The sequence below is a fragment of the Saliniramus fredricksonii genome (assembly GCF_900094735.1).
GTDB classification, from domain to species: domain Bacteria; phylum Pseudomonadota; class Alphaproteobacteria; order Rhizobiales; family Beijerinckiaceae; genus Saliniramus; species Saliniramus fredricksonii.
The window spans coordinates 1,852,579-1,877,998 of sequence record NZ_FMBM01000002.1; the positions used below are offsets into that span (position 1 = coordinate 1,852,579).

24 protein-coding genes are annotated in these 25,420 nt (G+C 64.1%); 12 read left to right on the forward strand and 12 right to left on the reverse strand.

The genetic code is table 11. The features are described from left to right. Nucleotides 1–97 precede the first annotated feature (97 nt). The 4 genes from GA0071312_RS14980 to GA0071312_RS14995 form a co-directional block, all read right to left on the reverse strand. Entirely contained in the window at nucleotides 98–922 is an 825-nt protein-coding gene (locus GA0071312_RS14980) for a carbon-nitrogen hydrolase family protein (protein WP_074445613.1), read from the reverse strand. Between the two features lie 3 nt (nucleotides 923–925). Next, nucleotides 926–1,168, reverse strand: coding sequence for a glutaredoxin 3 (grxC, locus tag GA0071312_RS14985; RefSeq protein WP_074445614.1), 243 nt, complete (start codon nucleotides 1,166–1,168; stop codon nucleotides 926–928). Between the two features lie 237 nt (nucleotides 1,169–1,405). After that, nucleotides 1,406–2,428 carry an IS110 family RNA-guided transposase gene (locus tag GA0071312_RS14990; protein WP_074444170.1) on the reverse strand — a complete coding sequence of 341 codons (1,023 nt, stop codon included), beginning with the start codon at nucleotides 2,426–2,428 and terminating at the stop codon, nucleotides 1,406–1,408. Between the two features lie 186 nt (nucleotides 2,429–2,614). Further along, on the reverse strand, nucleotides 2,615–3,361 hold the full coding sequence (locus GA0071312_RS14995) for a ComF family protein (RefSeq protein ID WP_074446234.1): 747 nt from the start codon (nucleotides 3,359–3,361) through the stop codon (nucleotides 2,615–2,617). A gap of 495 nt (nucleotides 3,362–3,856) precedes the next feature. Here GA0071312_RS14995 and GA0071312_RS15000 point away from each other — a divergent pair, with 495 nt between their 5' ends. From GA0071312_RS15000 to GA0071312_RS15030, 7 genes are all read left to right on the forward strand, one after another. Then, nucleotides 3,857–4,708 (forward strand): FAD binding domain-containing protein, encoded by an 852-nt coding sequence (locus tag GA0071312_RS15000; RefSeq protein WP_074445615.1) that lies wholly within the window; start codon nucleotides 3,857–3,859, stop codon nucleotides 4,706–4,708. A 14-nt stretch (nucleotides 4,709–4,722) separates the two neighbouring features. Continuing rightward, nucleotides 4,723–5,247 (forward strand): (2Fe-2S)-binding protein, encoded by a 525-nt coding sequence (locus GA0071312_RS15005; protein WP_074445616.1) that lies wholly within the window; start codon nucleotides 4,723–4,725, stop codon nucleotides 5,245–5,247. Continuing rightward, nucleotides 5,247–7,667 carry an aerobic carbon-monoxide dehydrogenase large subunit gene (locus GA0071312_RS15010; protein ID WP_074445617.1) on the forward strand — a complete coding sequence of 807 codons (2,421 nt, stop codon included), beginning with the start codon at nucleotides 5,247–5,249 and terminating at the stop codon, nucleotides 7,665–7,667. Before GA0071312_RS15005 ends, GA0071312_RS15010 begins: the two co-directional genes overlap by 1 nt. 100 nt (nucleotides 7,668–7,767) lie before the next feature. Further along, the gene (locus tag GA0071312_RS15015) at nucleotides 7,768–8,646 is read left to right on the forward strand and encodes an AAA family ATPase (RefSeq protein ID WP_074445618.1); all 879 of its coding nucleotides are present in this window, start codon (nucleotides 7,768–7,770) and stop codon (nucleotides 8,644–8,646) included. Continuing rightward, the gene (locus GA0071312_RS15020; RefSeq protein ID WP_074445619.1) at nucleotides 8,643–9,824 is read left to right on the forward strand and encodes a vWA domain-containing protein; all 1,182 of its coding nucleotides are present in this window, start codon (nucleotides 8,643–8,645) and stop codon (nucleotides 9,822–9,824) included. The genes GA0071312_RS15015 and GA0071312_RS15020 overlap by 4 nt, the downstream gene beginning before the upstream one ends. A 4-nt stretch (nucleotides 9,825–9,828) precedes the next feature. Continuing rightward, on the forward strand, nucleotides 9,829–10,650 hold the full coding sequence (locus GA0071312_RS15025) for an XdhC family protein (RefSeq protein ID WP_074445620.1): 822 nt from the start codon (nucleotides 9,829–9,831) through the stop codon (nucleotides 10,648–10,650). A 76-nt stretch (nucleotides 10,651–10,726) separates the two neighbouring features. Continuing rightward, a complete protein-coding gene (locus GA0071312_RS15030; protein WP_074445621.1) occupies nucleotides 10,727–11,203 on the forward strand; it encodes an SRPBCC family protein in 477 nt (158 codons plus the stop codon). 58 nt (nucleotides 11,204–11,261) lie between these two features. On the opposite strand, the gene GA0071312_RS15035 is transcribed toward GA0071312_RS15030, so the two are convergent. The 6 genes from GA0071312_RS15035 to GA0071312_RS15060 all read right to left on the reverse strand — a co-directional run bounded on the left by GA0071312_RS15035 (nucleotide 11,262) and on the right by GA0071312_RS15060 (nucleotide 17,771). Further along, on the reverse strand, nucleotides 11,262–12,566 hold the full coding sequence (locus tag GA0071312_RS15035; RefSeq protein ID WP_238947240.1) for a branched-chain amino acid ABC transporter permease: 1,305 nt from the start codon (nucleotides 12,564–12,566) through the stop codon (nucleotides 11,262–11,264). A gap of 26 nt (nucleotides 12,567–12,592) precedes the next feature. Next, entirely contained in the window at nucleotides 12,593–13,606 is a 1,014-nt protein-coding gene (locus GA0071312_RS15040; protein ID WP_074445623.1) for a branched-chain amino acid ABC transporter permease, read from the reverse strand. Between the two features lie 2 nt (nucleotides 13,607–13,608). After that, complete coding sequence (locus GA0071312_RS15045) at nucleotides 13,609–14,313, reverse strand: ABC transporter ATP-binding protein (RefSeq protein ID WP_074445624.1); 705 nt, start codon at nucleotides 14,311–14,313, stop codon at nucleotides 13,609–13,611. Nucleotides 14,314–14,323: 10 nt separating this feature from the next. Further along, a complete protein-coding gene (locus tag GA0071312_RS15050; protein WP_074445625.1) occupies nucleotides 14,324–15,115 on the reverse strand; it encodes an ABC transporter ATP-binding protein in 792 nt (263 codons plus the stop codon). A 65-nt stretch (nucleotides 15,116–15,180) separates the two neighbouring features. After that, a complete protein-coding gene (locus GA0071312_RS15055; protein ID WP_074445626.1) occupies nucleotides 15,181–16,374 on the reverse strand; it encodes an ABC transporter substrate-binding protein in 1,194 nt (397 codons plus the stop codon). A gap of 146 nt (nucleotides 16,375–16,520) precedes the next feature. Then, complete coding sequence (locus GA0071312_RS15060) at nucleotides 16,521–17,771, reverse strand: aminopeptidase (RefSeq protein WP_074445627.1); 1,251 nt, start codon at nucleotides 17,769–17,771, stop codon at nucleotides 16,521–16,523. A gap of 220 nt (nucleotides 17,772–17,991) precedes the next feature. Between GA0071312_RS15060 and GA0071312_RS20120 the strand changes: the two genes are divergently transcribed. Then, nucleotides 17,992–18,246: a hypothetical protein gene (locus GA0071312_RS20120; RefSeq protein ID WP_074445628.1), complete on the forward strand. Its 255-nt coding sequence runs from the start codon at nucleotides 17,992–17,994 to the stop codon at nucleotides 18,244–18,246. Nucleotides 18,247–18,338: 92 nt separating this feature from the next. Further along, the gene (locus tag GA0071312_RS15070) at nucleotides 18,339–20,237 is read left to right on the forward strand and encodes a bifunctional 2',3'-cyclic-nucleotide 2'-phosphodiesterase/3'-nucleotidase (RefSeq protein ID WP_165604047.1); all 1,899 of its coding nucleotides are present in this window, start codon (nucleotides 18,339–18,341) and stop codon (nucleotides 20,235–20,237) included. Nucleotides 20,238–20,257: 20 nt separating this feature from the next. On the opposite strand, the gene GA0071312_RS15075 is transcribed toward GA0071312_RS15070, so the two are convergent. Next, nucleotides 20,258–20,572, reverse strand: coding sequence for a hypothetical protein (locus GA0071312_RS15075; RefSeq protein WP_108721882.1), 315 nt, complete (start codon nucleotides 20,570–20,572; stop codon nucleotides 20,258–20,260). A 442-nt stretch (nucleotides 20,573–21,014) separates the two neighbouring features. On the opposite strand from GA0071312_RS15075, the gene GA0071312_RS15080 reads away from it, so the two are divergent. Further along, entirely contained in the window at nucleotides 21,015–21,473 is a 459-nt protein-coding gene (locus GA0071312_RS15080; protein ID WP_074445630.1) for an META domain-containing protein, read from the forward strand. A 349-nt stretch (nucleotides 21,474–21,822) separates the two neighbouring features. Then, on the forward strand, nucleotides 21,823–22,668 hold the full coding sequence (locus GA0071312_RS15085) for a hypothetical protein (protein WP_074445631.1): 846 nt from the start codon (nucleotides 21,823–21,825) through the stop codon (nucleotides 22,666–22,668). Between the two features lie 40 nt (nucleotides 22,669–22,708). Here GA0071312_RS15085 and GA0071312_RS15090 read toward each other — a convergent pair whose 3' ends face one another. Further along, nucleotides 22,709–24,199 carry a M81 family metallopeptidase gene (locus GA0071312_RS15090; protein ID WP_074445632.1) on the reverse strand — a complete coding sequence of 497 codons (1,491 nt, stop codon included), beginning with the start codon at nucleotides 24,197–24,199 and terminating at the stop codon, nucleotides 22,709–22,711. 243 nt (nucleotides 24,200–24,442) lie between these two features. Between GA0071312_RS15090 and GA0071312_RS15095 the strand changes: the two genes are divergently transcribed. After that, nucleotides 24,443–25,300, forward strand: a complete 858-nt coding sequence (locus GA0071312_RS15095; RefSeq protein WP_131817829.1) for a hypothetical protein — start codon at nucleotides 24,443–24,445, stop codon at nucleotides 25,298–25,300. Nucleotides 25,301–25,420 lie beyond the last annotated feature (120 nt).

Genomic DNA, 25,420 nt, shown 5'->3' on the forward strand with positions numbered 1-25,420 from the left:
ATCCCCCGGGTGATGACTTGCTCAGCTTAGCGGCAGGGCTTCACCCGTGGAAAGTGGCGAGGATGGTGAAATTCGCGGCACCCTCCCCGGCAATCGCTCACAAGACCTGCATCCCCACATCCCGGTCATGCCGCAGGCTGGGAACGCGTCCGCGCGCAAGGGTGACATCGTCGAGATCGATCTCGGCCATGATCACGCCCGGTTCCGTCCCGCCCTCGGCGAGGATGCGGCCCCAGGGGTCGATGATCAGCGAATGGCCGTAGGATTCGCGGCCATCCTCGTGCAGGCCGCCCTGCGCGGCGGAAATCATGAAACAGCCGGTCTCGATGGCGCGGGCGCGGTTGAGCACGTGCCAGTGCGCCTCGCCGGTCTGGCGCGTGAAGCAGGCGGGCGCCCCGATGATCTCGGCGCCCGCCTGCGCGTAGGCGCGGTAGAGATAGGGGAAGCGAATATCGTAGCAGATCGACAGGCCGAGCCGGCCGATGGCGGTGCGTGCGAGCACGGCCCGCTCGCCGCCCTGATAGGTGCGCGATTCGCGCCAGGTCTCGCCATTGGGCAGATCCACGTCGAAGAGGTGGATCTTGTCGTATTGCGCCGCGATCTCGCCCTGCGGATCGATCAGGAAGGCGCGGTTGGCCACCTTGTCACCGTCGCGCACGGCGAGCGAACCGATCTGCAGCGTGATGCCGTGCGCCCGCGCCGTCTCGCGCAGGGCAGCCAGCGCAATGTCGTCCTCCTGGCGATGGATGTTTTCGAACAGCCGGTTGCGCTCACGCTCGACGAGGGAGGTCATTTCCGGCGTCTGCACGAAGACCGCCCCCGCATCCGCCGCCTCGCTAACGAGGCGCACGGCATCGTCGCGGTTCGTCGCGGGATCGCGCCCGGAGCGCATCTGGACACAGGCGACGCGCGTCCCGGCCATGGCTCACACGCCCCCGGCGAGCAAGGTGTCGAGGCGGCCCTGGCGCTCGAGCCCGGCCATCTCGTCGTAACCGCCGACATGGGTATCCCCGATGAAAATCTGCGGCACGGAGGTGCGTCCGGCGGCGCGCTCCAGCATCTGCGCGCGGGCGCCGGGTACGGCTTCGATGTCGATCTCCTCGAATTCCGCGCCCTTCTTCGCCAGCAGCGCCTTGGCCGCAGCGCATGTTTGGATGCCCCCTTTGATGCAAGGATTTTTTTGCCTGTCTGAGCGCGTGATCGGGTGCGGTCATGTTTCAGGCCTCACAAGTGCGGCTTTCGCACGCCGCGGGCCGGGATGGTGATACGCGGATCAGGTACCAAATCAATAGGGCGAGCTCGAGGCTCGTTGCACTCCACTGGTTTACCCGACCCGGATCTGATCGATCATTTGCCCATTCAGGTCATTGCCCTCCTCACATCCCCGAGGCTCCGACAGCCGCGTTCAGCAGATCGCGCCGGTCGGATCCCTGTAATCAGTCTCGCCGGCGAGCATGGCCCAGATCATACGCGCCATTTTGTTCGCCAGTGCGATGGCGACCAGTTTGCGTGGTTTGCGTGCGAGCATGCGCGATAACCACGATCCCGGTCGGCCACCGTGCCGGCCCCTCCAATGCACGACAGACATGGCGCCGATGATCAGCAGGCGTCGAATATCGCGCTGACCCATCTTGGAAGTGCGACCAAGCTTTTGCTTGCCACCGGAGGAGTGCTGTCGTGGAACGAGGCCAAGCCACGCCGCAAAATCGCGCCCACGGCGGAATTCCCGCATCTCCGGTGCAAAGGATGCGATCGCCAGGGCGCAGACCGGGCCGATTCCCGGCATCGTCTGCAGCCGGCGTGCTGTGCTGTTTTCCCTGGCTGCAGTTGCGATCCGCTTATCGAGCTTGTCGATCTCGTCGCTGATTTGAGCAATCTGATCGAGGTAAAGCCGCCCGAGATCGCGAACCAGGTCCGGAAGCGTGTCCTGATCGAGGCAGGCAGCAAAGCGAGCGATATTGCCAACGCCTTGACCGATTATGATGCCGTGCTCAGCAAGATGCCCGCGTAGGGCGTTCACCAGACGGGTTCGCTGGCCGACCAGCAGATCCCGGGTGCGGAACAACATTGCCCGTGCCTGTTGGTCCGCCGTCTTCACCGCCACGGTACGCATGGTCGGACGCTGCGCAGCTTCGGCCACGGCCTCAGCATCAGCGGCATCGTTCTTTTGCCGCTTGACGAATGGCTTCACGTAAATGGGCGGGATCAGCCGCACTTCATGACCCAGACGGGAGAGCTCACGACCCCAATAGTGCGCCGTTGCGCATGCCTCCATCGCCACCACACAAGGCGGCAGCGACGCCATGAACTTCGCAAACTGCGCCCGTGACAGCTTCTTGCGGAACAGCACCTGTCCATCGGCCGCTGCCCCATGAACCTGGAGAACCTGCTTTGCCAGGTCGACGCCAACGATGCTAATCTCACCCATGGATGCCTCCTCCTTCTGTGATGACTTCAGCATCACCATTTTGGCACATTGCGATGCCGTCGGGTGGGGGCATCCACTCCATCAATAGGAGCACCAGCTGCGGGAATAGATCGTGATCGTGGCCGGTGTGTCAGACATGGGTACAGCGTCTCCGATACGAAGTGTCATCTTGCAATATAAGCATTTTCAGCTCTCCGTCACGACACATGCGAACGAAAGCACGTCGACCGTTTGCGCACCACCGCGCAGAAGCGCACGCGCCACGGCATTCGCCGTCGAGCCCGTGGTGACGACGTCATCAATGACGAGCACCCGTTTCTGCGCGAGCCGCAGCCGCGCGCTCTCCGCCACACGAAAGGCGCCGGAGAGATTGTCACGGCGCTGGCTGCGGGTGAGGCCGACCTGGCTGCGGGTGATCTTGACACGCCGCAGGGCCTGCATGTCGCAAGGGATCTGCGCATGGCGCGCAATGACCTGCGCGAGCGCCGCCGCCTGGTTGAAGCGCCGCCGCCACAGCCGCCAGCGATGCAGCGGCACCGGGACGACCAGATCCGCATCGGCGAGAAGCTCGCTGCCGGCGCGCAGCATCATCCGGCCCAGCGCCTCGGAAAGCTCGATACGGTCGTTGTATTTCAGCTTGTGGACGAGCGACCGCGCAGCCCCGTCATAGGCCGCGACGGCGCGGGCGCGCTGGAAGACCGGCGGATCGGCGATCGCGGCGGGCGAATGCAGCGTGCCGCCGATATCGAGGGCGAATGGCGTGCCGAGTCGCTCGCAATACGGGCGCTCGATGAAACGGATCGTCGTCCAGCAATCGGCACACAGTGCCTGCGGGCGATCGACCGCTGCACCGCAGGCGATGCAGGAGGGCGGATAGATCAGGCCAAGACCCGCCCGCGCGGTCTGCGCAAGATCCGCCTCGGGCAACCGCATCCGGGACCATCGCAGTGCCGGCAGGCTGATGCGCGCGCCCCGCGCCAGCAGGGCCCGCCAGCGTGAAGGCGGCCCCGATCCCGCGCCAACGGCGCCGCCCGCCCCGTTCTCGGTCGTCTCCATCCGCGCCCTCGGCCCAACGCTGCGCCGTGGCAGATCGGCGCAAAACTCACGAAGTCGATCATGCACCGCAACAGGCTCATGGCAACCCTGTAGCGAATCGATTCGCCTCAGAACCATCGAAAGTTGGTCGCATTTCATGAAATGCGTTCGGCGCCGCACAATCGCATTTCGTGCAGAAGACGCGCATCTGGTGAAATTTTGCTCTCGGCTGGTGCCTCGGCTGCGGCGCGATGGCGCGCTCTGGCGCAGTATCCAGTCAAGAACGGTTCCATCGAAGCAACATCGTTTCGATTGATGCAAGAAGCGGCATAAGCCGCGATTCGGGATTCGGCGCCGTATGGGCGCTGCCAGCCAAGGGAGGAAATTGATCGCATGATACCCCCAGCCTTCGAATACCACCGGCCCACGGATATTGCCGGGGCGCTCGGTGTCATCGCCGAGCATGGCGACGAGGCGCGCGTCATTGCGGGCGGGCACAGCCTGATCCCGATGATGAAGCTGCGCATGGTCGAGATCGCCCATCTGATCGATCTCCAGGACGTCGCCGATCTCAAGGGCATCAGCGTCGGCGAGACGATCCGCATCGGCGCGATGGTGACCCAGCACGATCTCATCAACGACGAGGCGCTCGCCGAAGCCGCGCCGATCCTGCGCGAGGCCGCATTGCAGATCGCCGATCCGCAGGTGCGCTATTGCGGCACGGTGGGCGGCAATGTCGCCAATGGCGATCCCGGCAACGACATGCCCGGCCTGATGCAATGCCTCGACGCGACCTTCACCCTGGTCGGCCCCGACGGCGCCCGCGACGTCCCTGCCCGCGAATTCTACGAGGCGGCCTATACCACAACCCGTGAGGATGACGAGATCCTCACCGCGATCAGCTTCGCGCGCCCTGCCGGCGGCTACGCCTATGAAAAGCAGAAGCGCAAGATCGGCGATTACGCCACCGCTGCCGCGGCGGTGCTGATCGGCAAGGATGCAGGCAAGATCACCTCTGCCTCCATCGCCATGACCAACCTCTCCGACATTCCGATCTTCTCGGAAGCCGCCGGCGACGCGCTCACGGGGACCGACGGGACCGGCGAGGCGCTGGATAAAGCGGTCGCGGCAATGCTCGCGGATATCGATCCGACCGAAGACAATCGCGGTCCGGTGGAATTCAAGAAACACGTCGCCGGCGTGATCCTGCGCCGCGCCATCGCGCGCGCTGTCGATCGCGCCTGAGCGGGGAGGATTACATGGCTGATAAAATGCATCTCAAGCTCACCATCAATGGCGAGCAGTTCGAAACCCTGTGCGAGCCGCGTGAATTGCTGATTCACGTGCTGCGCGAGCGTTTCAACATCACCGGGCCGCATATTGGCTGCGAGACCTCGCATTGCGGGGCCTGCACGGTTGATCTCGACGGCAAGTCCGTCAAGGCCTGCACGCTCTTCGCCGCCCAGGCGCAGGGGGCGACCATCACCACTGTCGAGGGGCTGGCCAGCCCCGAGGGCATGCATGTGCTCCAGGAGATGTTCCGCGAGCATCACGGGCTGCAATGCGGCTATTGCACGCCCGGCATGATCACCCGCGCGTGGCGGCTGTTGCAGGAAAATCCCGATCCCACCGAGGAAGAAGTCCGCTTCGGCATGGCCGGCAATCTCTGCCGCTGCACCGGTTACCAGAACATCATCAAGGCGATCCTCGCCGCCGCCGCCATCATGAACGGGCGCGACGCGGCAGCCGATGACGCGGTCAAGACCCCCGAGGAGGTCGCATAATGAACGACATGACCCCCAATCGCGACGAACGCGTCGCCAATCTCAAGGGCCTCGGTTGCAAGCGCAAGCGCGTCGAGGATGCCCGCTTCACCCAGGGCAAGGGCAATTACGTCGACGATATCAAGCTGCCGGGCATGCTGTTCGGCGATTTCGTGCGCTCGCCCTATGCCCATGCCCGCATCAAGTCGATCAATGCGGAAGCCGCTCTCGCCCTGCCGGGCGTGATCGCGGTGCTCACCGCCAAGGATCTCGAGCCGCTCGGCCTGCACTGGATGCCCACCCTCGCAGGCGACAAGCAGATGGTGCTCGCTGACGGCAAGGTGCTGTTCCAGGGCCAGGAAGTCGCCTTCGTGGTGGCGAGCGACCGCTATGTCGCCGCCGATGCGATCGAGCTGGTCGAGGTGGAATACGACGATCTGCCCGTCATCACCGATCCGTTCAAGGCGCTCGAAGACGGCGCCACGGTTTTGCGCGAGGATATCGCCGATAAAAAGGAAGGCGCCCACGGGCCGCGCCGCCATCCCAACCACATCTTCCTCTGGGAAGAGGGCGACAAGGCCGCCACCGAGGAGGTCGTCTCCTCCGCCGATGTCGTGGCCGAGGAGATGGTCTATTACCACCGCACCCATCCCTGCCCGCTGGAGACCTGCGGCTGCGTCGCCTCGATGGACAAGATCAACGGCAAGCTCACGCTCTACGGCACCTTCCAGGCACCGCATGTGGTGCGCACCGTCGCCTCGCTGCTCTCAGGCATCGACGAGCACAATATCCGCGTCGTCTCCCCCGATATCGGCGGCGGCTTCGGCAACAAGGTCGGCGTCTATCCCGGCTATGTCTGCTCCATCGTCGCCTCCATCGTCACCGGCAAGCCGGTGAAGTGGATCGAGGACCGGATGGACAACCTGATGGCCACGGCCTTTGCCCGCGATTACTGGATGCAGGGCAAGATCGCGGCGACGAAGGAAGGCAAGATCACCGGGCTGTGGTGCCACGTCACCGCCGATCACGGGGCCTTCGACGCCTGCGCTGATCCGACCAAGTACCCCGCCGGCTTCTTCCATATCTGCACCGGCTCCTACGACATCCCGGTCGCCTATGTCGGCGTGGACGGCGTCTATACCAACAAGGCGCCGGGCGGCGTGGCCTATCGCTGTTCCTTCCGCGTGACGGAAGCGGCTTACTTTATCGAGCGCATGATCGAGATCCTCGCCCAGAAGCTCGGCATGGATGCCGCCGAGCTGCGCCGGATCAATTTCATCAAAAAGGAGCAGTTCCCCTATCACTCGGCGCTCGGCTGGGAATACGATTCCGGCGATTACCACACGGCCTGGGACAAGGCCCTCGAAGCCGTCGACTACAAAGGCCTGCGCCGGGAACAGGCGGAGCGGCTCGAAGCCTTCAAGCGTGGCGAGACCCGCAAGCTGATGGGGGTCGGCCTGACCTTTTTCACCGAGATCGTCGGTGCCGGCCCGGTCAAGAATTGCGACATTCTCGGCATGGGCATGTTCGACAGCTGCGAAATCCGCATCCACCCCACTGGATCAGCCATCGCACGGCTGGGCACGATCAGCCAGGGCCAGGGTCACGCGACGACCTTTGCGCAGATCCTCGCCTCGGAAATCGGCATCTCCGCCGACAAGATCACCGTCGAGGAAGGTGATACCGATACCGCACCTTACGGGCTCGGCACCTACGGATCACGCTCGACCCCGGTGGCGGGTGCCGCGACGGCGCTCGCGGGCCGCAAGATCCGGGCGAAGGCGCAGATGATCGCGGCCTATCTGCTCGAAGTGCATGACGACGATCTCGAATGGGATGTCGATCGCTTCGTGGTCAAGGGCGCGCCCGAGCGCTTCAAGACCATGGCCGAGATCGCCTATGCCTCCTACAATCAGGCGATTCCGGGTCTCGAGCCCGGGCTCGAGGCGGTGAGCTACTATGATCCGCCGAACATGACCTATCCGTTCGGAGCCTATATCTGCGTCATGGATGTCGATGTGGATACGGGCGTGGCCGATATCCGCCAGTTCTACGCGCTGGATGATTGCGGCACGCGCATCAACCCGATGGTGATCGAGGGGCAGGTGCATGGCGGCCTCACCGAGGCGCTCGCCATCGCCATGGGCCAGGAGATCGCCTATGACGAGATGGGCAACGTCAAGACCGGCACCCTGATGGACTTCTTCCTGCCCACCGCATGGGAGACGCCCAACTACGTCACCGATCACACGGAGACCCCCTCCCCGCATCATCCGATCGGGGCGAAGGGTGTGGGCGAAAGCCCCAATGTCGGCGGCGTGCCGGCTTTCTCCAATGCCGTGCATGACGCTTTCCGGGCCTTCGGCCTGAAACAGTCGCACATGCCGCATGATCACTGGCGTATCTGGAAGACGGCGAACAGTCTCGGCCTGCACGGCTGACATAAGACCGCCTTCCACAGACCCGAAGCACCGCTCCGCCGTCATGGCGGGGCGGTCACGGGCAATCTGTTTCCTGATTCAAGGCCCGGAGGTTCCAGCCATGGCCCAATGGCGCGATCTGCAACGAAATCTGGCGCAGGCGGGATATGTCGCCTCCGACGATCTCGCCATGGCGCTGCATCTGTCGATCAGCCTCGGTCGTCCGCTGCTGCTCGAAGGCGCCGCCGGTGTGGGCAAGACGCAGATCGCGCGCGTTCTGGCCGCGATCCGCGAAGCGAAGCTGATCCGGCTGCAATGCTATGAGGGGTTGGACGCGGGCCACGCCATCTACGAATGGAACTACCAGCGCCAGCTGCTCGCCATCCGCGCCGCCTCGGAAGCCGGCGAGGCCGGGTCCGGCATGGAGGCGCGGGTATTCTCGGAGGAATTCCTGCTGGAGCGCCCGCTGCTCGAAGCCATCCGGCAGGACGCGCCGCCGGTTCTCCTGATCGACGAGATCGACCGGGCGGATGAGGAATTCGAGGCCTATCTGCTCGAGATCCTCTCCGATTTCCAGATCACCATCCCCGAGCTTGGCACCATCATCGCGACGGCCCGTCCGCTCGTCATCCTCACCTCGAACGGCACGCGCGATCTCTCCGATGCGCTGCGCCGACGCTGCATCTACTCCTATGTGGATTACCCCGACCGCGCCACCGAGATCGCCATCCTTGCCGCCCATCGCCCCGATATCGAGGCGGATCTGATGGGTCAGATCGTGGGTTTCGTGCAATCCGTGCGCAAGGAGGATCTGGAGAAGAAGCCCGGCGTCGCCGAAATGCTCGACTTCGCCGCCGCGCTGGCGGGGCTCGGCGTCAACGATATTACCAGCGATCCCGCCGCGCTCCAGGCGAGCCTCGTCACCCTGCTCAAGACCCGCCGTGACCGCGATGCCCTGCCGATCGAAGTCGCGCAGCGCCTCGCCGGAGTGGCCGCATGACTGCGATCACCCGTTTTCCCGCACGGGCATCCGGCCCGGGCGCGCGCATGGCGGGCTTCATCGCCCATCTGCGCGATGGCGGCCTACGCCTCGGCCCCTCCGAGACCGCAGCCGCGCTGGAAGCACTGACCTGCGTCGAGGCTCAGGATCCGCGCGAGGCGCAGCTTGCCCTCAAGGCGCTCTGCTGCGGGGATCGCGAGGAATTTGCCCGGTTCGACGATCTCTTCGACGCCTATTGGCGCAATAGCGGGCGCGAGCGCGTCTCGGTCCGCCCGGGTGAGAGTGCAGGCGCGCGTAACCAGCATCGCGCGCAGGAGATCGAGGGCCTCGCCGGATCGGGCGCCGGGCGCCCGGAAGCGCCGGATGATGCGGGCGAGGGCGAGGCTGCGCATGAAGGCGAAGGGCGGCTTGTGGGTGCGCGCATGCGCAATCTCATGCAGGTCGATCTTCGTCAGCTGGTGACCCCGCAGGATATCGCCGCCGCCGAGCAGGTCGCGATGCGCATCGCCCGCGCCATCCGCGACCGGCGCTCGCGCCGCAAGCGCGCCCATCGGCGTGGCGAGAGCCTCGATCTGCGCCGCATCGCGCGCGCCTCCATCGCCACGGGCGGCGAGCCGTTGCGGCTCTATCGCCGCAAGCGCCCCGAGCGCCCGGCCCGGATCACCGCCATTCTCGACGTGTCCGGCTCGATGGCGCTCTATGCCCGGATCTTCCTCGCCTTCCTCAAGGGCCTGATGCAGGCCGACGGCGAAACCGATGCCTATCTCTTCCACACAAGGCTCGTGCGCATCACCGATGCCCTGCGTGACGGCGACGCCTTGCGCGCGCTGACACGCCTGTCACTGCTCGCGCAGGGCTTCGGCGGCGGCACACGGATCGGCGGCAATCTTGCGATTTTCAATCGAAATTACGCCAAGCGCCTCGTCTCCGGTCGCAGCGTCGTGATCATCCTCTCCGACGGCTACGACACCGACCCGCCGGAGCTGATCGGCGACGAACTCGCACGGCTGAAGCAGCGCGGCTGCCGCATCATCTGGCTCAATCCGCTCAAGGGCTGGAAGGATTACGAGCCGGTGGCGCGCGGCATGGCGGCGGCTTTGCCGCATCTCGATCTTTTCGCCCCCGCCAACACCCTGCAATCGCTGGCCGATCTCGAACCCGAACTGGTGAGGCTTTAGACCCATGACCGGCGACACCGATATTCTCGAACGCGTCAACGCTCTCAAGGCCGCCGGCGAGGCCTTTGCCCTCGCCACCGTGGTGCGCACTGTCTCCGTCACCGCCGCCAAGGCGGGGGCAAAGGCTGTGATCGGCACTGATGGCGTGCTCTCGGCAGGCTGGATCGGCGGCGGCTGTGCGCGGGGCGCGGTCCTGCGTGCGGCCCGCGAAGCGCTCGCGGATGGCAAGCCACGCCTGATCTCGGTCCAGCCGGAGGACGTGCTCTCGGCGCGGGGTGTCACCGCCGGCGAGGAGCGCGATGGCGTGGCCTATGCGCGCAACATGTGCCCCAGCAAGGGCACGATGGATATCTTCATCGAGCCGGTCCTGCCGCGCCCGGAACTCGTCATCTGCGGCGCAAGCCCCGTCGCCCGCGCGCTGGCCGATCTCGCCCCACGCTTCGGCTTTGCCGTCACCGCCTGCGCCCCGGCGGCGGATCTCGCAGCGATGCCCGATCATGCCCGGCGCGTCGAGGGTTTTGCCATTGACGGGATCAGCAACGGTTCACGCTTCATCGTCGTCTCGACTCAGGGGCGCGGCGACGAGGCGGCCCTGCGCGCCGCACTTGCCGCTCCGGCGAGCTACACCGCCTTCGTCGGCTCGCGCGCCAAGGTCGCGGCTTTGCGCGAGCGGCTTGTCGCGGACGGTGTGGCGGAAGCGCGCTTCGACAGCCTGCATGCCCCGGCGGGCCTCGATATCGGCGCCATCACGCCCGAGGAAATCGCCCTGTCGATCCTGACCGAAATGATCGCCCACCGCCGCGCCGGCCAGCGCGCGGAGGCGTGATCGTGATGCGCGGCACGCCGCTTCATGAGGGGCTCGCCCCAACCCTCTCAAACCTCAACCAATAACGGAGGAAACCATGGAACTGAAAGAAGAAATCCTTATCCCCGCGCCGCGCGACCAGGTCTATGCCGCGCTCAATGACCCCGAAATCCTGAAGGAATCCATCCCCGGCTGCGAGGAACTGATCAAGCATTCCGATACCGAGCTGGAAGCGAAGGTCGTGCTCAAGATCGGACCGGTGAAGGCGCGGTTCGGGGGCAATGTCACACTCGACCCGTCCGGCGCGCCGGAGCAGTTCTCGCTGGTCGGCGAAGGCTCCGGCGGTGCGGCAGGTTTCGCGAAGGGAAGCGCCACGGTGGAGCTGGAGGATCGTGGTGAGGAGACGCTTCTGCGCTACGATGCGAAGGCCGAGATCGGCGGCAAACTGGCGCAGCTCGGCTCGCGGCTGGTGCAGAGCACGGCAAAGAAGCTCGCGGCGAAATTCTTCGCGACCTTTGCCGAGAAGGTGACCGAAGCGCAAGCTGTGAGCGAACAGCCTGCGGAAACCGCATAACCCGGTCGCCCTCCGCAAGGACGAACCCGCCGGATGACGCCGGCGGGTTTTCGTTTTTTCAGCGCAGCGGTTTCGCCGCACTCTTTTCCGGAATGAGCCCGCGCGGCGAGAAACGCATCACGGTCAGCAGGATCACGCCCATCAGGAGCATGCGCAGATGCGGCGCGCTGTCGACGAGATGTGATTGCATGGCCGGGCCGAAGGTGAAGGTGTCCGTGATGGCCCGCATCAGCCACAGGCCTGCCGGCTCGGCCTGGATCCAGACGAACCAGATCACGAAGCCGCCCAGCACGGCGCCGAAATTGTTGCCCGAGCCGCCGACGATCACCATCACCCAGATAAGGAAGGTGTAGCGCAGCGGGATATAGGTGGTGGGCGTGAACTGGCCGTCGAGCGTCACCAGCATGGCGCCGGCAATGCCGACCACGGCGGAGCCGAGCACGAAGACCTGAAGATGGCGCCCCGTAATGTCCTTGCCCATGGCGGCGGCGGAATCGCGGTTGTCGCGGATGGCGCGCATCATCCGGCCCCAGGGCGAGTTGAGCGCCCGCTCACACAGGATCATGATCAGCACCAGCACGACGATGAAGATCACCGCGAAGGCGCCACGCACGGCGATGGAGGAGAGCACCGACACCGGCATGTCGAGCTGCACGGCGAGATTGGCGAACCACTCGGAACGCTGCAAGTCCAGTTCATCCGGTACAGGACGCGGAATATCAGTGACGTTCTTCACGCCGCGCGTCAGCCAGTTCTCGTTCTTCAGCACAGACAGGATGATCTCGGAAATGCCGAGTGTCGCAATGGCGAGATAGTCGGAACGCAGGCCCAGCGTCACACGCCCGATCAGATAGGCCGCCGCAGCCGCAAACAGGCCGCCGACGATCCACGACAGCATCACAGGCAGCCCCATTCCGCCCAGATAGCCCTGCGAGGTCGGATTCACCGCCTCGATCGCATCCGTCGCCGGATCAGCGAAATGGCGGATGGCAAAATAGCCGGCAATGATGATCGCGGCTGTCAGGATATTGCGCCCGGACCCGGAATAGCGGCGCCTCAGGAAAATGGCGGCGGCGATGGTGATCACCAGCATCAAGGCGGCCAGACCCAGCCCCTGCCAGCCCACCGCCCAGGCTTCGGTGACCGGGGGCATCGAGACGATGATCGCCGCCGACCCGCCGAGCGCCGCAAAACCCATGATGCCGACATTGAACAGGCCGGCATAGCCCCACTGGATGTTCACACCCAGCGCCATGATCGCCGAGATCATGCACAGGTTGAAGATCGCGAGCGCCACCGTCCAGCTCTGGAAGACGCCGACCAGGATCAGCGCCAGCGCCATCGCCGCATAGAGCAATGGCATGCGATAATTGCTCGTTTCAACCGTCCTCATATCACGCGCCCCTTGAAGATGCCGTTCGGTCGCACCAGCAGCACAAGCACGAGAATGATGAACGACACGGCGAATTTGTAATCCGTGGAAAGCAGTTGGGCGAGCCCGTCGGGCATCCACTCCTCCGGCAGGATATGCGACAGGACCCGCCTGTAGGCATAGGTGATACTCACCTCCGAGAAGGCGACGACGAAACCACCTGCGATCGCCCCGAACGGTTGCCCGATCCCGCCCACCACCGCTGCCGCGAAGATCGGCAGCAGCAGCATGAAATAGTTGAACGGGCGGAAGCTCTTGTCGAGCCCGTAGAGCGTGCCGGCGATCGTTGCCAGCGTGGCCGCGATCACCCAGGTGATCAGCACGACGCGCCCGGGATTGATACCCGACAGCAGCGCCAGATCCTCGTTGTCGGAATAGGCGCGCATGGCCTTGCCGGTGCGCGTCTTCTGCAAGGACCAGAACAGGGCCACGACCACGATGATGGCGACGACGAGGGTCAGAGCCTGGCTGGAACGCAGGGCGAGCCCCTCGGCCAGCCCCATCCATTCGCGCGATTCCCGGGCCCTGATGAGAAAACGCTCGCCATCCTCGAAACGGATATCGGAGGTGCCGATGAAGATACGCGTCAGCGCATTATAGACAAACATCACCCCGACCGAGGCGATCACGAAGGTGACCGGCGCAGCACGTTTCTTGCGATAGAAGCGGTAGACGAAGCGATCCGTCCCCATGGCGAGGAGCACGGCGGCGATGATGCCGAAAGGCAGCGCCAGCAGCGCCGTGGGGAGCGGTCCCAGCCCGATCCCCTGCGCCTGGAAGAACCAGGTGACGAGGATCACGGCCATGGTTCCGAAAGCCATCAGGTCGCCATGGGCGAAATTGGCGAAACGCAGAACGGCGTAGATCAAGGTCACGCCGAGCGCGCCCAGCGCGAGCTGCGCACCATAGGCGAGACTTGGAATGATGACGAAATTCGCCAGTACCAGCGATGCATTGAGAATGTCTTCCACCCTCAGCCCCCCAGGAAGGATCGACGGACTTCCGGGTTGGCGAGAAGCGCCTCTCCGGTGTCGGTGAAACGGTTGCGGCCCTGCACCAGCACATAGCCCTTGTCGGCGATGGCGAGCGCCTGACGGGCATTCTGCTCGACCATGAGAATGGCGATGCCGGTATTGGCGACGTCGATGATCTTGTCGAACAGGTCGTCCATGACGATCGGCGAGACGCCCGCCGTCGGCTCGTCGAGCATCAGCACGTCGGGCCTGGTCATCAGCGCGCGCCCGACCGCGACCTGCTGGCGCTGCCCGCCGGACAATTCGCCGGCAGGCTGGCGGCGCTTCTCGGCGAGAACCGGAAACAGCGAGAAGACCTGCTCCATGGTGTCCGAGAAATCATCGTCACGAATGAAGGCCCCCATTTCGAGGTTTTCCTGCACGGTGAGCGTGCGAAACACGTTGCCGGTCTGTGGCACGAAGCCCATCCCGGCGCGTACCCGCTCCTGTGGCGTCATCCCGGTAATGGCGCGTTCGCCCAGCCGAACCGCGCCCTCGCGCAGGTTCAGCATGCCGAAAATGGCCTTCATCGCCGTGGATTTGCCGGCGCCGTTCGGCCCGACAATGACCGCAACCTCGCCCTTGTCGACCGAGATCGTGCAGTCATGCAGGATGTCCGCGCCGCCATAGCCGCCCGTCATCCCCTCTCCGATCAGAAAACTCATTTGGGAAGCCTCATGCGCCCGCCTTCGCCCGGTTGGGGCGCTGCTTCATGCCGGTGCCGAGATAGGCCTCGATGACCTGCTCGTTGTTCTTGACCTCATCGACATGGCCCTGCGTCAGCACCGTACCTTCGGCCATGACGATGACCGGGTCACAGAGGTCGCCGATGAAATCCATGTCGTGCTCGATCATGCAGAAGGTATAACCGCGCTCCTGGTTGAGCCGGCGGATCGCATCCGCGATGGTCTTGAGCAGGGTGCGGTTGACGCCCGCGCCGACCTCGTCGAGGAAGACGATCTTGGCATCCACCATCATGGTGCGCCCGAGTTCGAGCAATTTCTTCTGTCCGCCGGAGAGGTTGCCCGCCAGCTCGTCCGCGACGCGGTTGAGCGTGAGGAAGTCGATCACCTCGTCGGCGCGCGCGCGCACACCCGCCTCTTCCTCGGCAATGGCCTTGCGGTGGAAGAAGGTGTTCCACAGGCGCTCGCCCATCTGCTCGCCGGGCACCATCATCAGATTTTCGCGCACGGTCAGCGTGGCGAATTCATGGGCAATCTGGAAGGTCCGCAGCAGTCCCTTGTGGAACAATTCATGCGGCGCCAGGCCGGTAATCTCCTCACCGTCCAGAAAGATCTTTCCGGAAGTGGGCGCGTAATGGCCGGCTATGCAGTTGAACAGGGTGGTCTTGCCCGCACCATTCGGCCCGATCAGCCCGGTGATCGACCCTTTGGCGATCTCCAGCGTCGCTCCGTTGACCGCGCGGATCCCCCCGAAGTGCATATGCACATCTTCGACGCGTATCATTTTCTGCCCTCGACACATGCCGGCCCGGAGCAGGGCCCCGGGCCGGCAATGCCACCATCAGGTGATCAACGGAACTCGATGGTCTGGAAGTCGCCGTCATCGATCTCGTAGATGCGGTAACGACCAGCCGCTTCGCCGGGGCCGATCAATTCGACGCCGGTGGCGCCGACGTAATCGATCTCACCGCCATTCGCGAGGATTTCCAGACCCTTGGCGATCTCGCCCGGAAGGATCTCCTCACCCGGCGCATTCGCGACCGACATCATCGCATCACGGATCGCGGTCCGATCCGTGGAGCCGGCCGCCTGCATGGCGAGCGCGATCAGCGCACCGGCATCGTAGGATTCGCCGGTGAACGAGGACGAGCCGTCGAATTCGGCTTCTTCAGCCAGCTCGAGGAAGATGTCAGCGCCTTCCAGATCGCTGCCCGGAACCGTCCCGAAAGCACGCCCGTCCAACTCGGGGCCGATCGCCTCAATCAGGCTGTCACCGAACATGCCGTCGGCGAGGACGAAGTTCTCGAAGGCGTCGATATCAAGCGAGGCCTGGATGATGCCGCGACCGCCCTGGTCAACATAACCGAACACGATCAGATCATCGGCACCTGCAGCCGCGAGGGCGCCGACTTCCGCAGAGTAATCCGCGCGGCCGTCTTCATGCGCCGCATTGATCGCGACGGTTCCACCAAGTTCCTCGAACGTTGTTGTGAAAGCTTCCGACAGGCCGCGGCCATAATCGTTGTTGGTATAGGTGATGGCGACCGTGTCGATGCCGCGCTCCCACACGATATCAGCGACGACCTGGCCCTGACGTGCATCCGACGGCGCCGTACGGAAGAAATAATCGTCATCGTCGATCGTGGTGAGCGCCGGCGAGGTCGATGACGGGGAGACCATCACGACACCGTTGGGGATTGCCACGTTGTTGGCGACAGCGATGCTCGCGCCGGAGCAATCGGCGCCGACGATCGCAGCGACATCGTCCGAAGTGACCAGGCGCTCGGCGGCAGCGGTTGCTGCAGCGGCATCACCACATGTCGAATCCCCGCGAACAGCCTCTATGGTCATGCCATCGAGGAGCAATCCGGATTCGTTGACCTCGGAAAAGGCGAGCTCGGCGGCTGCGGCCATGGCCGGCGTGATCGACTCGATCGGCCCGGTAAAGCCGAGGAGGATACCGACATTGACGCTATCGGCCTTCGCGGTCGGGGCTGCTACGAGCAGCGCGGAAGCCGCCGTAGCAAGCATGAGCTTTTTCATCGTTTCCACTCCACGTTTGACGTTGTGGTTGTTGCGACCAGTTCCCATCTGGTGGTCGGGGGTGGAGTGTAATGCAGCATTTTCACCTATGCTACCGCTTTCGGCAGGTTTTGAGGCAATCTTGCGAAATTCCGCGCAAACCCTTGTCAGTTAATCCATTCACCTGCCCGCATCAGGGGCTCGGCCACGCCTGAAGCGGCGATGGCGTCCACATCGACCTCGCCGGAACCGATCATCCAGTCGAGATGAATGCGGCTGTCATTGACCCCGCACGCGATCATCTCGCCGGCATTCATCTTCTCGATTCCGCGCAGACAGTGGGGGTAAGGACTGCCAATCGCGATATGGCTCGCGGCATTCTCGTCAAACAGCGTATTGAAGAAGAGGATCCCGCTTTGCGATATCGGCGAGGCATGCGGCACGAGTGCCACCTCCCCGAGCCGGCTCGCGCCCGGATCGCTCGCGAGCAGGGAATGCAGCACCTCCTCCCCGCGTGTCGCGCGTGCATGCACGATCCGCCCGCCTTCGAAGCGCACTGCGATGTTCTCGATCAGGGTATTCTGATACGAGAGCGGGCGCGTGGCGCGAACATATCCCTCCACCTTCATTGCATGCGGCATGGTGAAGACTTCTTCCGTGGGCAGGTTGGGATTGCACACCACCCCGTTCTTCATGCGCTCCGCACCGCCACACCAGCGATGCCCCTCGGCGAGGCCCACGCGCAGATCCGTGCCGGGCCCCCGGAAATGCAGGGCGGCGCAGTTCTTCCTGTTGAGCATCTTCACACGCGCATGCAACGCCGCGTTATGCGCCTTCCAGGCGGCGATCGGATCGTCGTTGTCGACCCGCGCCGCAGCGAAGATCGCCTCCCACAGGCGCTCGAGAGCATCGGCATCGCCCAATTCGGGAAAGACCGCCTTCGCCCAACCCGGCGTCGCACAGGCGACGACGGACCAGTTGGTCAGAAGCTGCTGCGTCACGCGCATCGCCGGTACGGATGCCTCGCGCAACGCTTTCGTTCCACGAGCGATTGCGTCCTCATCCTCGCCGTTCAGCATGAACGGATCCGACCCGCTGATCGTCAGATGCGCAGCACCTGCACGCAGAGCAACGCCCATGCCCTCGTAAAACCAGGCAGGCGCCACGTCGAAGCTCTTCTTCGACCCGTGGCGGTAGCGGATCTGCTTGACGATATCGTCATCGATGACCGGCATGACATAGCTGCACCCGGCCTCATAGGCGGCGCGGGTGACCGCGCGCACGAGCGGCATGGAATCGATCGGTGCCGTGATGATCAGCTGCTGCTTCGGCTTGAGCGCGAGACCGACATGCACGATGGTCTCGGCATAGCGCGCGAGCTTGCGCTCGAAGGGATCGGCTTTCGCTCGGTCGGGCATGTCTCATCTTTCGGGTAAGGGAAAGGCATGTCGGCAGGGGTCATACGTACCTACCCGAAACAATTTAAAGTTATATTATGGCGCTACGACTACGCGCTCCGATTGATCCATGCACTCCCTTGCTTGCCGGGTTCGCCTGGCCGGGCCATGATCGTGATCGAGGGTGACGCGTTTGCACGCGCATGATGCAGGTGACCAGACTCGGATCGGAGTGTGAGCGATGGCGCTGGTAGCGCGCAGGGTCGGACTGGAGAGCTGGCGTGAGGCGGTGGCGCGCCGCGCGGCAATGGCGGATCGCGGCAGCGCATGCCTTGCTGCGTTCGACGAAGCCTGCGCTGCCGGGGTGCCGGAACACATCGCCGCCTACCGCACCCTCGACGCGCATGGCTGCCTCGACCGGGTCAATCTTCCCGGAGATTCGCAAAAGCAGCCGGAGCAGGCCGAAAACGACCAGATCGAGCCGCCGGGCTCATGAGCCGGCAAATCTCCAGAACGCCTTTACCGTCTTTCGCCGCAAACCGCATCGCGGCCTTGCCAGAAGCGCCGCACGCGCGCCATACAGGTTCCATGCCGAGCCTGCGCCTCATCGCCACCTCTGATCTGCACATGCATGTGCGCCCCTACGATTATTTCGAGGATCGCGCGGACGACTCGGTCGGGCTTGCAGCGCTCGCACCTTTCATTGCCGAGGCAGGGGCCGGACATCCCTGCAGCCTGCTTCTCGATAACGGAGACTTCCTGCAGGGCGCGCCGCTCGGCGATGTTGCCGCGCAGGCTTATGCCGAGGGCGCGCGCGACGACAACCCGGTCATCGCGGCGATGAACGCAATGGGTTACGACGTCGCCGCGCTTGGCAACCACGAATTCAATTACGGCCTCGATTATCTCAGCCATGCGTTGTCCTATGCACGCTTCCCGGTGCTTTGCGCCAATCTGGAACGCGGCGACGGCACGCCCTTCGTGCCGACATCGACGATCATCACCCGGATGCTGCCGCTGGGCGATCCAGAGGTGGAAACGCCATTGCGCATCGGCCTGATGGGCCTGCTGCCGCCGCAAGTCCTGCAATGGGATCGCAGCCACCTGCATGGCCGGGTGCGTGTCACGGATATCCGCGCCGCAGCGGGTAAAGCCGCCGCCGCGTTGCGGCGCGCGGGTGCCGATCTCGTCATCGCCCTGTGCCATTCCGGCATTGTCGGAGGCAGCTATCGCGAGGGCCAGGAGAATGCGGCAGGCCATCTCGGCAGCATCTCCGGTATCGATGCGATTATCGCTGGCCACCAGCATCTGCGCTTTCCCGGATCACGCGAATTCGACGCCCTGCCCGGCATCGACAATGCCGCCGGTACGATCGACGGAATACCGGCAATGATGCCGGGCGCATACGGTGCGGCGCTCGGCCTGATGGATCTGGCTCTCGCGCATGATGACGGCGTCTGGCGGGTGACCGGGCACGAGGTGACGATCCTGCGTCTGCGGGATCTGGCCGACGGGGCGGCCCATGCGGCTGCGGATTGTCCGGCACGGGCGGCGATCCTGAGCGTCACCGAGCCCGATCATGCGCGCACACTCGCCACCATGCGCGCAGGAATCGGCCATACGCGCGGCGCGCTCGATTCCCATTTCGCGCTACTGGGCGACAATTCCGCCATGGAGCTCGTGGCCGAAGCCCAGCGCGAAGCCGCTCTTGCGCTGATCGATGCGCTGCCCGACCAGGATCTGCACGCGCGCGATCTGCCCCTGCTCTCGGCTGCGGCACCGTTCAAGGCCGGCGGGAGGGGCGGCGCACAGTATTACACCCGCATCAATCCCGGCCCGCTCAGCCTGCGCGACCTGGCCAATCTCTATCTCTATCCGAATACGGTCAGCGTGGTGCGCGTCACCGGGGCGCAGCTGCGCGAATGGCTCGAGCGATCAAGCGGCATCTTCCGGCAGATCGACCCGCAAGGACCGGCGGACCAGCAGCTCCTGCGCCACGGCTTTCCATCCTACCATTTCGACGTGATCTTCGGCCTTACCTATACGATCGATCTCTGCGCTCCCGCGCGCCACAACCGCGACGGTATCCTCGTCGCGCCGGAGGCGCAGCGGATCACGCAGCTGCTGCATCAGGGCGTGCCGGTGCGGCCCGAGCAGGAATTCCTCGTCGCGACGAACAATTACCGTGCCGGTGGCGGCGGCACCTTCTTCGGCGGCATGCCCGCCCCCGTCATCGCCGAGAGCACGCAGATGGTGCGCGAGGTCGTGGCGGAACATGTCCGCGCGCGCGGCACCGTTTCACCGCGCGGGATCCGCAACTGGCGCTTTGCGCCCTCGTCGCGCGCCGATGGCAGCGCGCTCGATGTGATCTTCGAAACCGGCGCCCATGCGCGCGGCAGGGAGCCGGCGGATCTGCCGCTGACCCCGATCGGTGCGGCGGAAAACGGCTTCCTCGCCTACAGGCTGCGTCTGTCGCAGCCGACGTGAGCGCCGTTGGTCAGCAGCCCTCAGTGCAACATCAGGAATTCACGGGCCTGACGCTGTGCGCTGGCGATTTCCTCGCGCGACATTTCGCCGGCGAGTTCGGCGCGGTGGGCGATCGCATCGCGGCAGCCCTTGAAAACGGCGACATTGAGCCATTTGTGGGCGCTCACGAGATCGATTGCGACGCTTCGCCCGGCGGCATACATCAAGCCGAGTTCGTAGAACGCGCGCCCATCTTCGACATCGCGCCCCGGCGTGACGATGTCGGTGGCTCCTGTCCCGGTCCGTGCCAGTGCAATCGTGTCCGGCTCGTATCTCGCCATATCGTATCTGGCCATGACGCATCCCCTTTTCTCTCGCGATCCGGATCATCCGTCCGATCGTCCCGCGAGGCCCGTCCCTTCGCGCCTCGTCATGAACGGATCATTGCCGGGAAGCCGTAAAAACGCGTCTAAAATTGTCGGTGAATCACCTGGCAAGAATACTTTCACTGCGCTTAAACTGCGTTGACACAAGATGAAAAACGGGGCGTATCCACTCGTTCTGGCACAGGAAAGCCGCTATTTGCGCAATTGCGCTTGACGATTCATCAAGCATGACGGCAGGACTCACACAGGATGCGCAAATCCGGGGCAACACGCACCCGGCATCCTGCGCGAACAAAAAAACGCCGCACGCGTATGGCGATGAGATGCGAACGGGTGCATTGCATGAGGCGGGTGTGAGCCGTTATCGTCGCAACTGTATCGCGCCCGCAAAGCTCGAGGGAGTATCTGATCCATGAAAGCGTTACGCGTCGCCGCCCTGTGCCTCATTGCCGGCCTCGCCCTGCCGGCGGCGCCACCCGCCGTGCAAGCGCAGAGCGAGGAGCAGGAGGAGAACCTCGTGCCGCAGCCGATGCGCGAGAAGCAGTTCCCGATCAACGTCTCCTATACGGTGATCAGCCTGAACGGGCGCGCCTTTCCCGGCGAGAACCCGGCGATGACGCTGGACACGAATTTCCGTCTGCGCGGTTTCGGTGGCTGCAACAATTACTCCGCCATCGCCTATCCCCAGCTCGAACAGGGCATCGCGGTCGGGCCCTTTGCCCTGACCGACCGCGAATGCGCGCGTGACGTGATGAGCGCCGAGCGCGGCTTTCTCGAAGCGCTGCGGGCTGCACGCGAATGGGATATGCAGGGCAATCGCCTCACTCTGGACGGCCCACGCGGCGAACTGGTGCTCGAACGCGCCATGTGACGCGACGATACGAGGGCGTGAGCCGAGGCTGGCAAGCGCAAGCTGCCCCGCCCTGCACGCCCCACCCACTCTGCCACGAGAACCATTGAAGAGCGACGTGCGCGATACGCGCGCCTCACCGCCGTCGCGACCGGATAAGACCCGGTCGCGCGGGAGAGCGCCGTGCAGCGTCGCGAAACCCGTAGCCCTGCTTCAACGGATATCCGGGAAAACAAAGCAGAGAATAAAACTTGATTATCGTTTTTAGAAATTAACTATGATTTTCATATGGTAAATGAAATCATTGAATAAAATCCGGATTTTCCATATTAAAAATTGTAATCTGCGAATTTCTGCACTGGAGATCATCATGCAAGTCCATACCTCACCACAGAGCAACCAGCCGGCTCAGACGACCGACCACGCCGATGCAGCTGTTGCCTTCGCGCGCGCACGGGCAGCCAAAGCCTCGGATGTCGATGCGGCAGCCGCCAAAGATACGCAGAATCAGGCGTTGCTCGACGCCGCGATCGGGCAGATCGGGCGCGACATGCACGCCCATGGCGGCGGCCATCTCGCCGGAATCGCGCAGCAGATCCTGCGCGATGGCGCGCAGACCCTGCTGGCCGATCCCGGTGCCGATTTCGCGCAGAATCTCGATATCCTGCGCGGCCATGTGCTGCATCATGTGCTGGTGCGCGCCGGTCTCATCGAGGATCCCGCTGCCCCGCTGGCCGGCCCGATCTCCGTACCCCGACATCGCGAAGACGGCACGCTGGACACCTATCTGGTGGCCTTCCCCGAGATTCCCGCTGCGGAGGATGCCCCCGGCGCTGCGGCTCCCGAAGGTGTCTCGCTACAGCCCGGAATCGGAGCGCAGGAGGCGCAGCGTATCGCGCTTTCGGAGAAGCGGCGTGAACTGGCGCGCGGAATCGCCGAGCAGATGGCAGCCCATGGCGCCCCGCATCTGCAGGGCGAGGCACAGATGCTCTTCCTGCAGGCGACTGCCGGCGGCCCGGATATCAACAATCCCTTCGCAGGGCAGAACCTCGAGATCATGGCGGCCCATATCGGCCACCACCTGCTTGCGCGCAACGGCAACATCGATGACCCGACCGCTCCGCGCGAAGGCCCGATCCAGGTCCCGCAACACCTGCCATCCGGCGAGCTTCATTTCGTCGAGGTTGCGATGGAGCGCCTGAACCAGAGCGGCTGATGCCGGGAAGCGAAATCCGTCCCGGCACCGATCAGCCTGATCACCCCGCCCCCGGCCTCAGACGCAGGCCGGGGCGGATTTTCGTGAAGGCGAAGCTCTGCGGGTCGTCCGGGTTGGTGCCCGGCGCGAGCCCGATCAGCACGGTCTCGGCGATCTCCTGGAAGCCCGAACGGAAATGCGCCGAGCTCTTCAAAACGATGATATCCGCCGCCTGCGGATCGATGCCGATATGGCTGAAGGTCTCGCGGTGGATCGGCTGCTGGCGGATGGTGACGACGAGCACCCGCACGCCGCCCTGCGCGAGCACCGCCGTCGGCCCCATCTCGGTAATCGGGGTGCGCAGCATCGGCGCGGTGCCGCGAAAGCGCCCGTCGCTGAGCGCTTCCACCCGCCAGGGTCCGGGAACGGGTTCCTGACCCGGCCCGGCACCCGGCCCCGACAGGCTCTCGATGACGCCGCCGATGCCAAGATCATGGGCGCGCTTCGCGATTTCCGGCGCATGAAAGATCCCGACCACGGCGTTCTGCGCGCCCTGGCGCAAAAGCTCCGCGATCATCCCGGTCGTATTCGAGAACGCACCCGCGCCGGGATTGTCCTGGGTATCGGATATGATGACGGGGCGGCTTGTCCCCGCCGCGATCCGCGCGGCTTGCGCCACGGCTTGCGGCGCGGGCAAGGGCTGATGGCGGGCATAGTCCGCCTCCGCCTCGAGAAGCGCGTTAAAGAGCCTGTCGGCAGCGGCATCGGTCGCCGCCTGATCGGGGCCATAGGCCGTGACGCTCGGCCCGACATCGCGGATATCGGCGGGGGGAAAGCCCATATTCAAAGCGAGATGCACGCCGGTCTCGGCCTCGATCGCCTCCAGCGCCTCATAGAGCCCGCGTGAGGTGTCGAGATAGGTCGAGCCGGCGGGGATGGGGATCAGATAGGGCGCCTGGCGCAGCGCGCGGGCATTGGGCAGCCCTGCCGCGCGCCAGCGCATCAGCCGATCGAGCCATTGCGCGCAGCGCCCGCCGGTCGGGCCCCAATCGTTATGCGGATAGGTGCGGTAGGAGGTCAGGAAATCCGCGCGTGCGACCATTTCGGGCGAAACATTGGCATGCAGGTCGAGCGCCACGAGGATCGGGATATCCGGCCCGACCACCTCGCGCACCCGCGCCAGCAACGCGCCCTCCCCGTCATCGGCGCTCTGCGTGACCATGGCGCCGTGGAGTTCGAGAAAGACCGCATCGATAGCCTCCCCGCGCAACGGCTCGGTGAGCGCGCGCGCCATATGTTCGAAAGCCTCATCGGTGACCCGCCCGCCCGGCATGGCGCAGGCCCAGGCCAGCGGCAGGATCTCGTGGCCGCCCTCACGGGCGCGGGCAATGAAATGCGACAGGCCGAGATTGAGCCCCTCGAACGCATCGAAGATCGCCTCCCCCGTGGTCGGACGCGGCCACGGCCCGCCTTCTGCAAAATCCTCCCAGCCCGTGGGACGGGCGATGAAGGTATTGGTCTCGTGCAGAAATCCCCCGACCGCGATACGCATCCTTCTCTCCCCTCCGGCATCACGCCGCTTGCAAGATGCGAGCATGGTGGCGCGATGCGGACCGCCTGTCACGACAGCTGCCGTCACGCGAAGATGGGCAGCGCTGCACGGGATGCCCGCATAGCTCTCATGCATTAAATTAAAAAATTAACTATTAATAAAGTATATTTAATAATTGATTGATATTTTTACAACCATCAGTATACTTAAAATCGTTCAAACATGCGTACAAGGGAGTGAGTTATGCAAGTTACGAATAATCAGCCCTCCGGTGCTTACACTCCGGTTGAAAGCCCTAATCAGGACGCGGCCGGTTTCGGTGCCGCAATGACGGCCACAACTGCCGCGACCACCACCGCCTCGGCAGGGAATGAGGCTGCAGTGATGGATCCGCATCGTCGGGCAGTGCTGGATGGCGCGCTGGCGAACATGGAAACCATCATGAACGCCCACGGTGCACCGGAAATGGCCCCCCTGGCAAAACGGCTTCTGGAAAATGCAGCGGAAGAGATGCTGGATCTGCCCGCCCACATTTTCGAAAGAAATGTAATGGAGATGGCGCCGCCGCATATCCTGCATCATCTCTTCAGCCGCACCGGAAAAATTAATGATCCGAACGCCCGCGAACGCGGACCGATCGATATACCTGTTTTGGATGAGAATGGTGGACTCACAAATCTTAGCTTGAGCTTCCCGGAGCAGTTCAGAATTGAAGACATTGTTCTCAATGACACAAGGGATCAAAGCCGCGCTGAGCAGATGTTGAGACAAGAAGTGAGCGTACTTCAAACGCAACTTAATCAGCAGACTCAAGATCAGATGTATGCTCACGGAGCGCCGCACCTCATAGCTCCGGCAATCTGGACAATGATGGAAGCGGCGCGGGAAATGAGGCTCAATCCGGATGAGTTCACGAAGGAAAATATGAAAATTCTTCAGGCTCACATTATCCACCATCTCTTGGCGCGCGACGGCATCATCGATGATCCGAACGCGCCGACGGAAGGCCCGATCTTGGTGCCGCAGTATCTCGCTGACGGAACCCTGCATAACGTCCCCGTCGAACTGCTCATGGAGCGACCGGAGCGTCATGAAGCGTAACCCCCTCCGTCCACCGCAACACAGTTGCGGTGGACAAGTCCCGGCCCGCATCGCATCGCGGTGCGGGCTTTGCTAGAAGAGAACCCGGTTCCGGATTCCGGCGAGGGTGGCGTGGTCGCG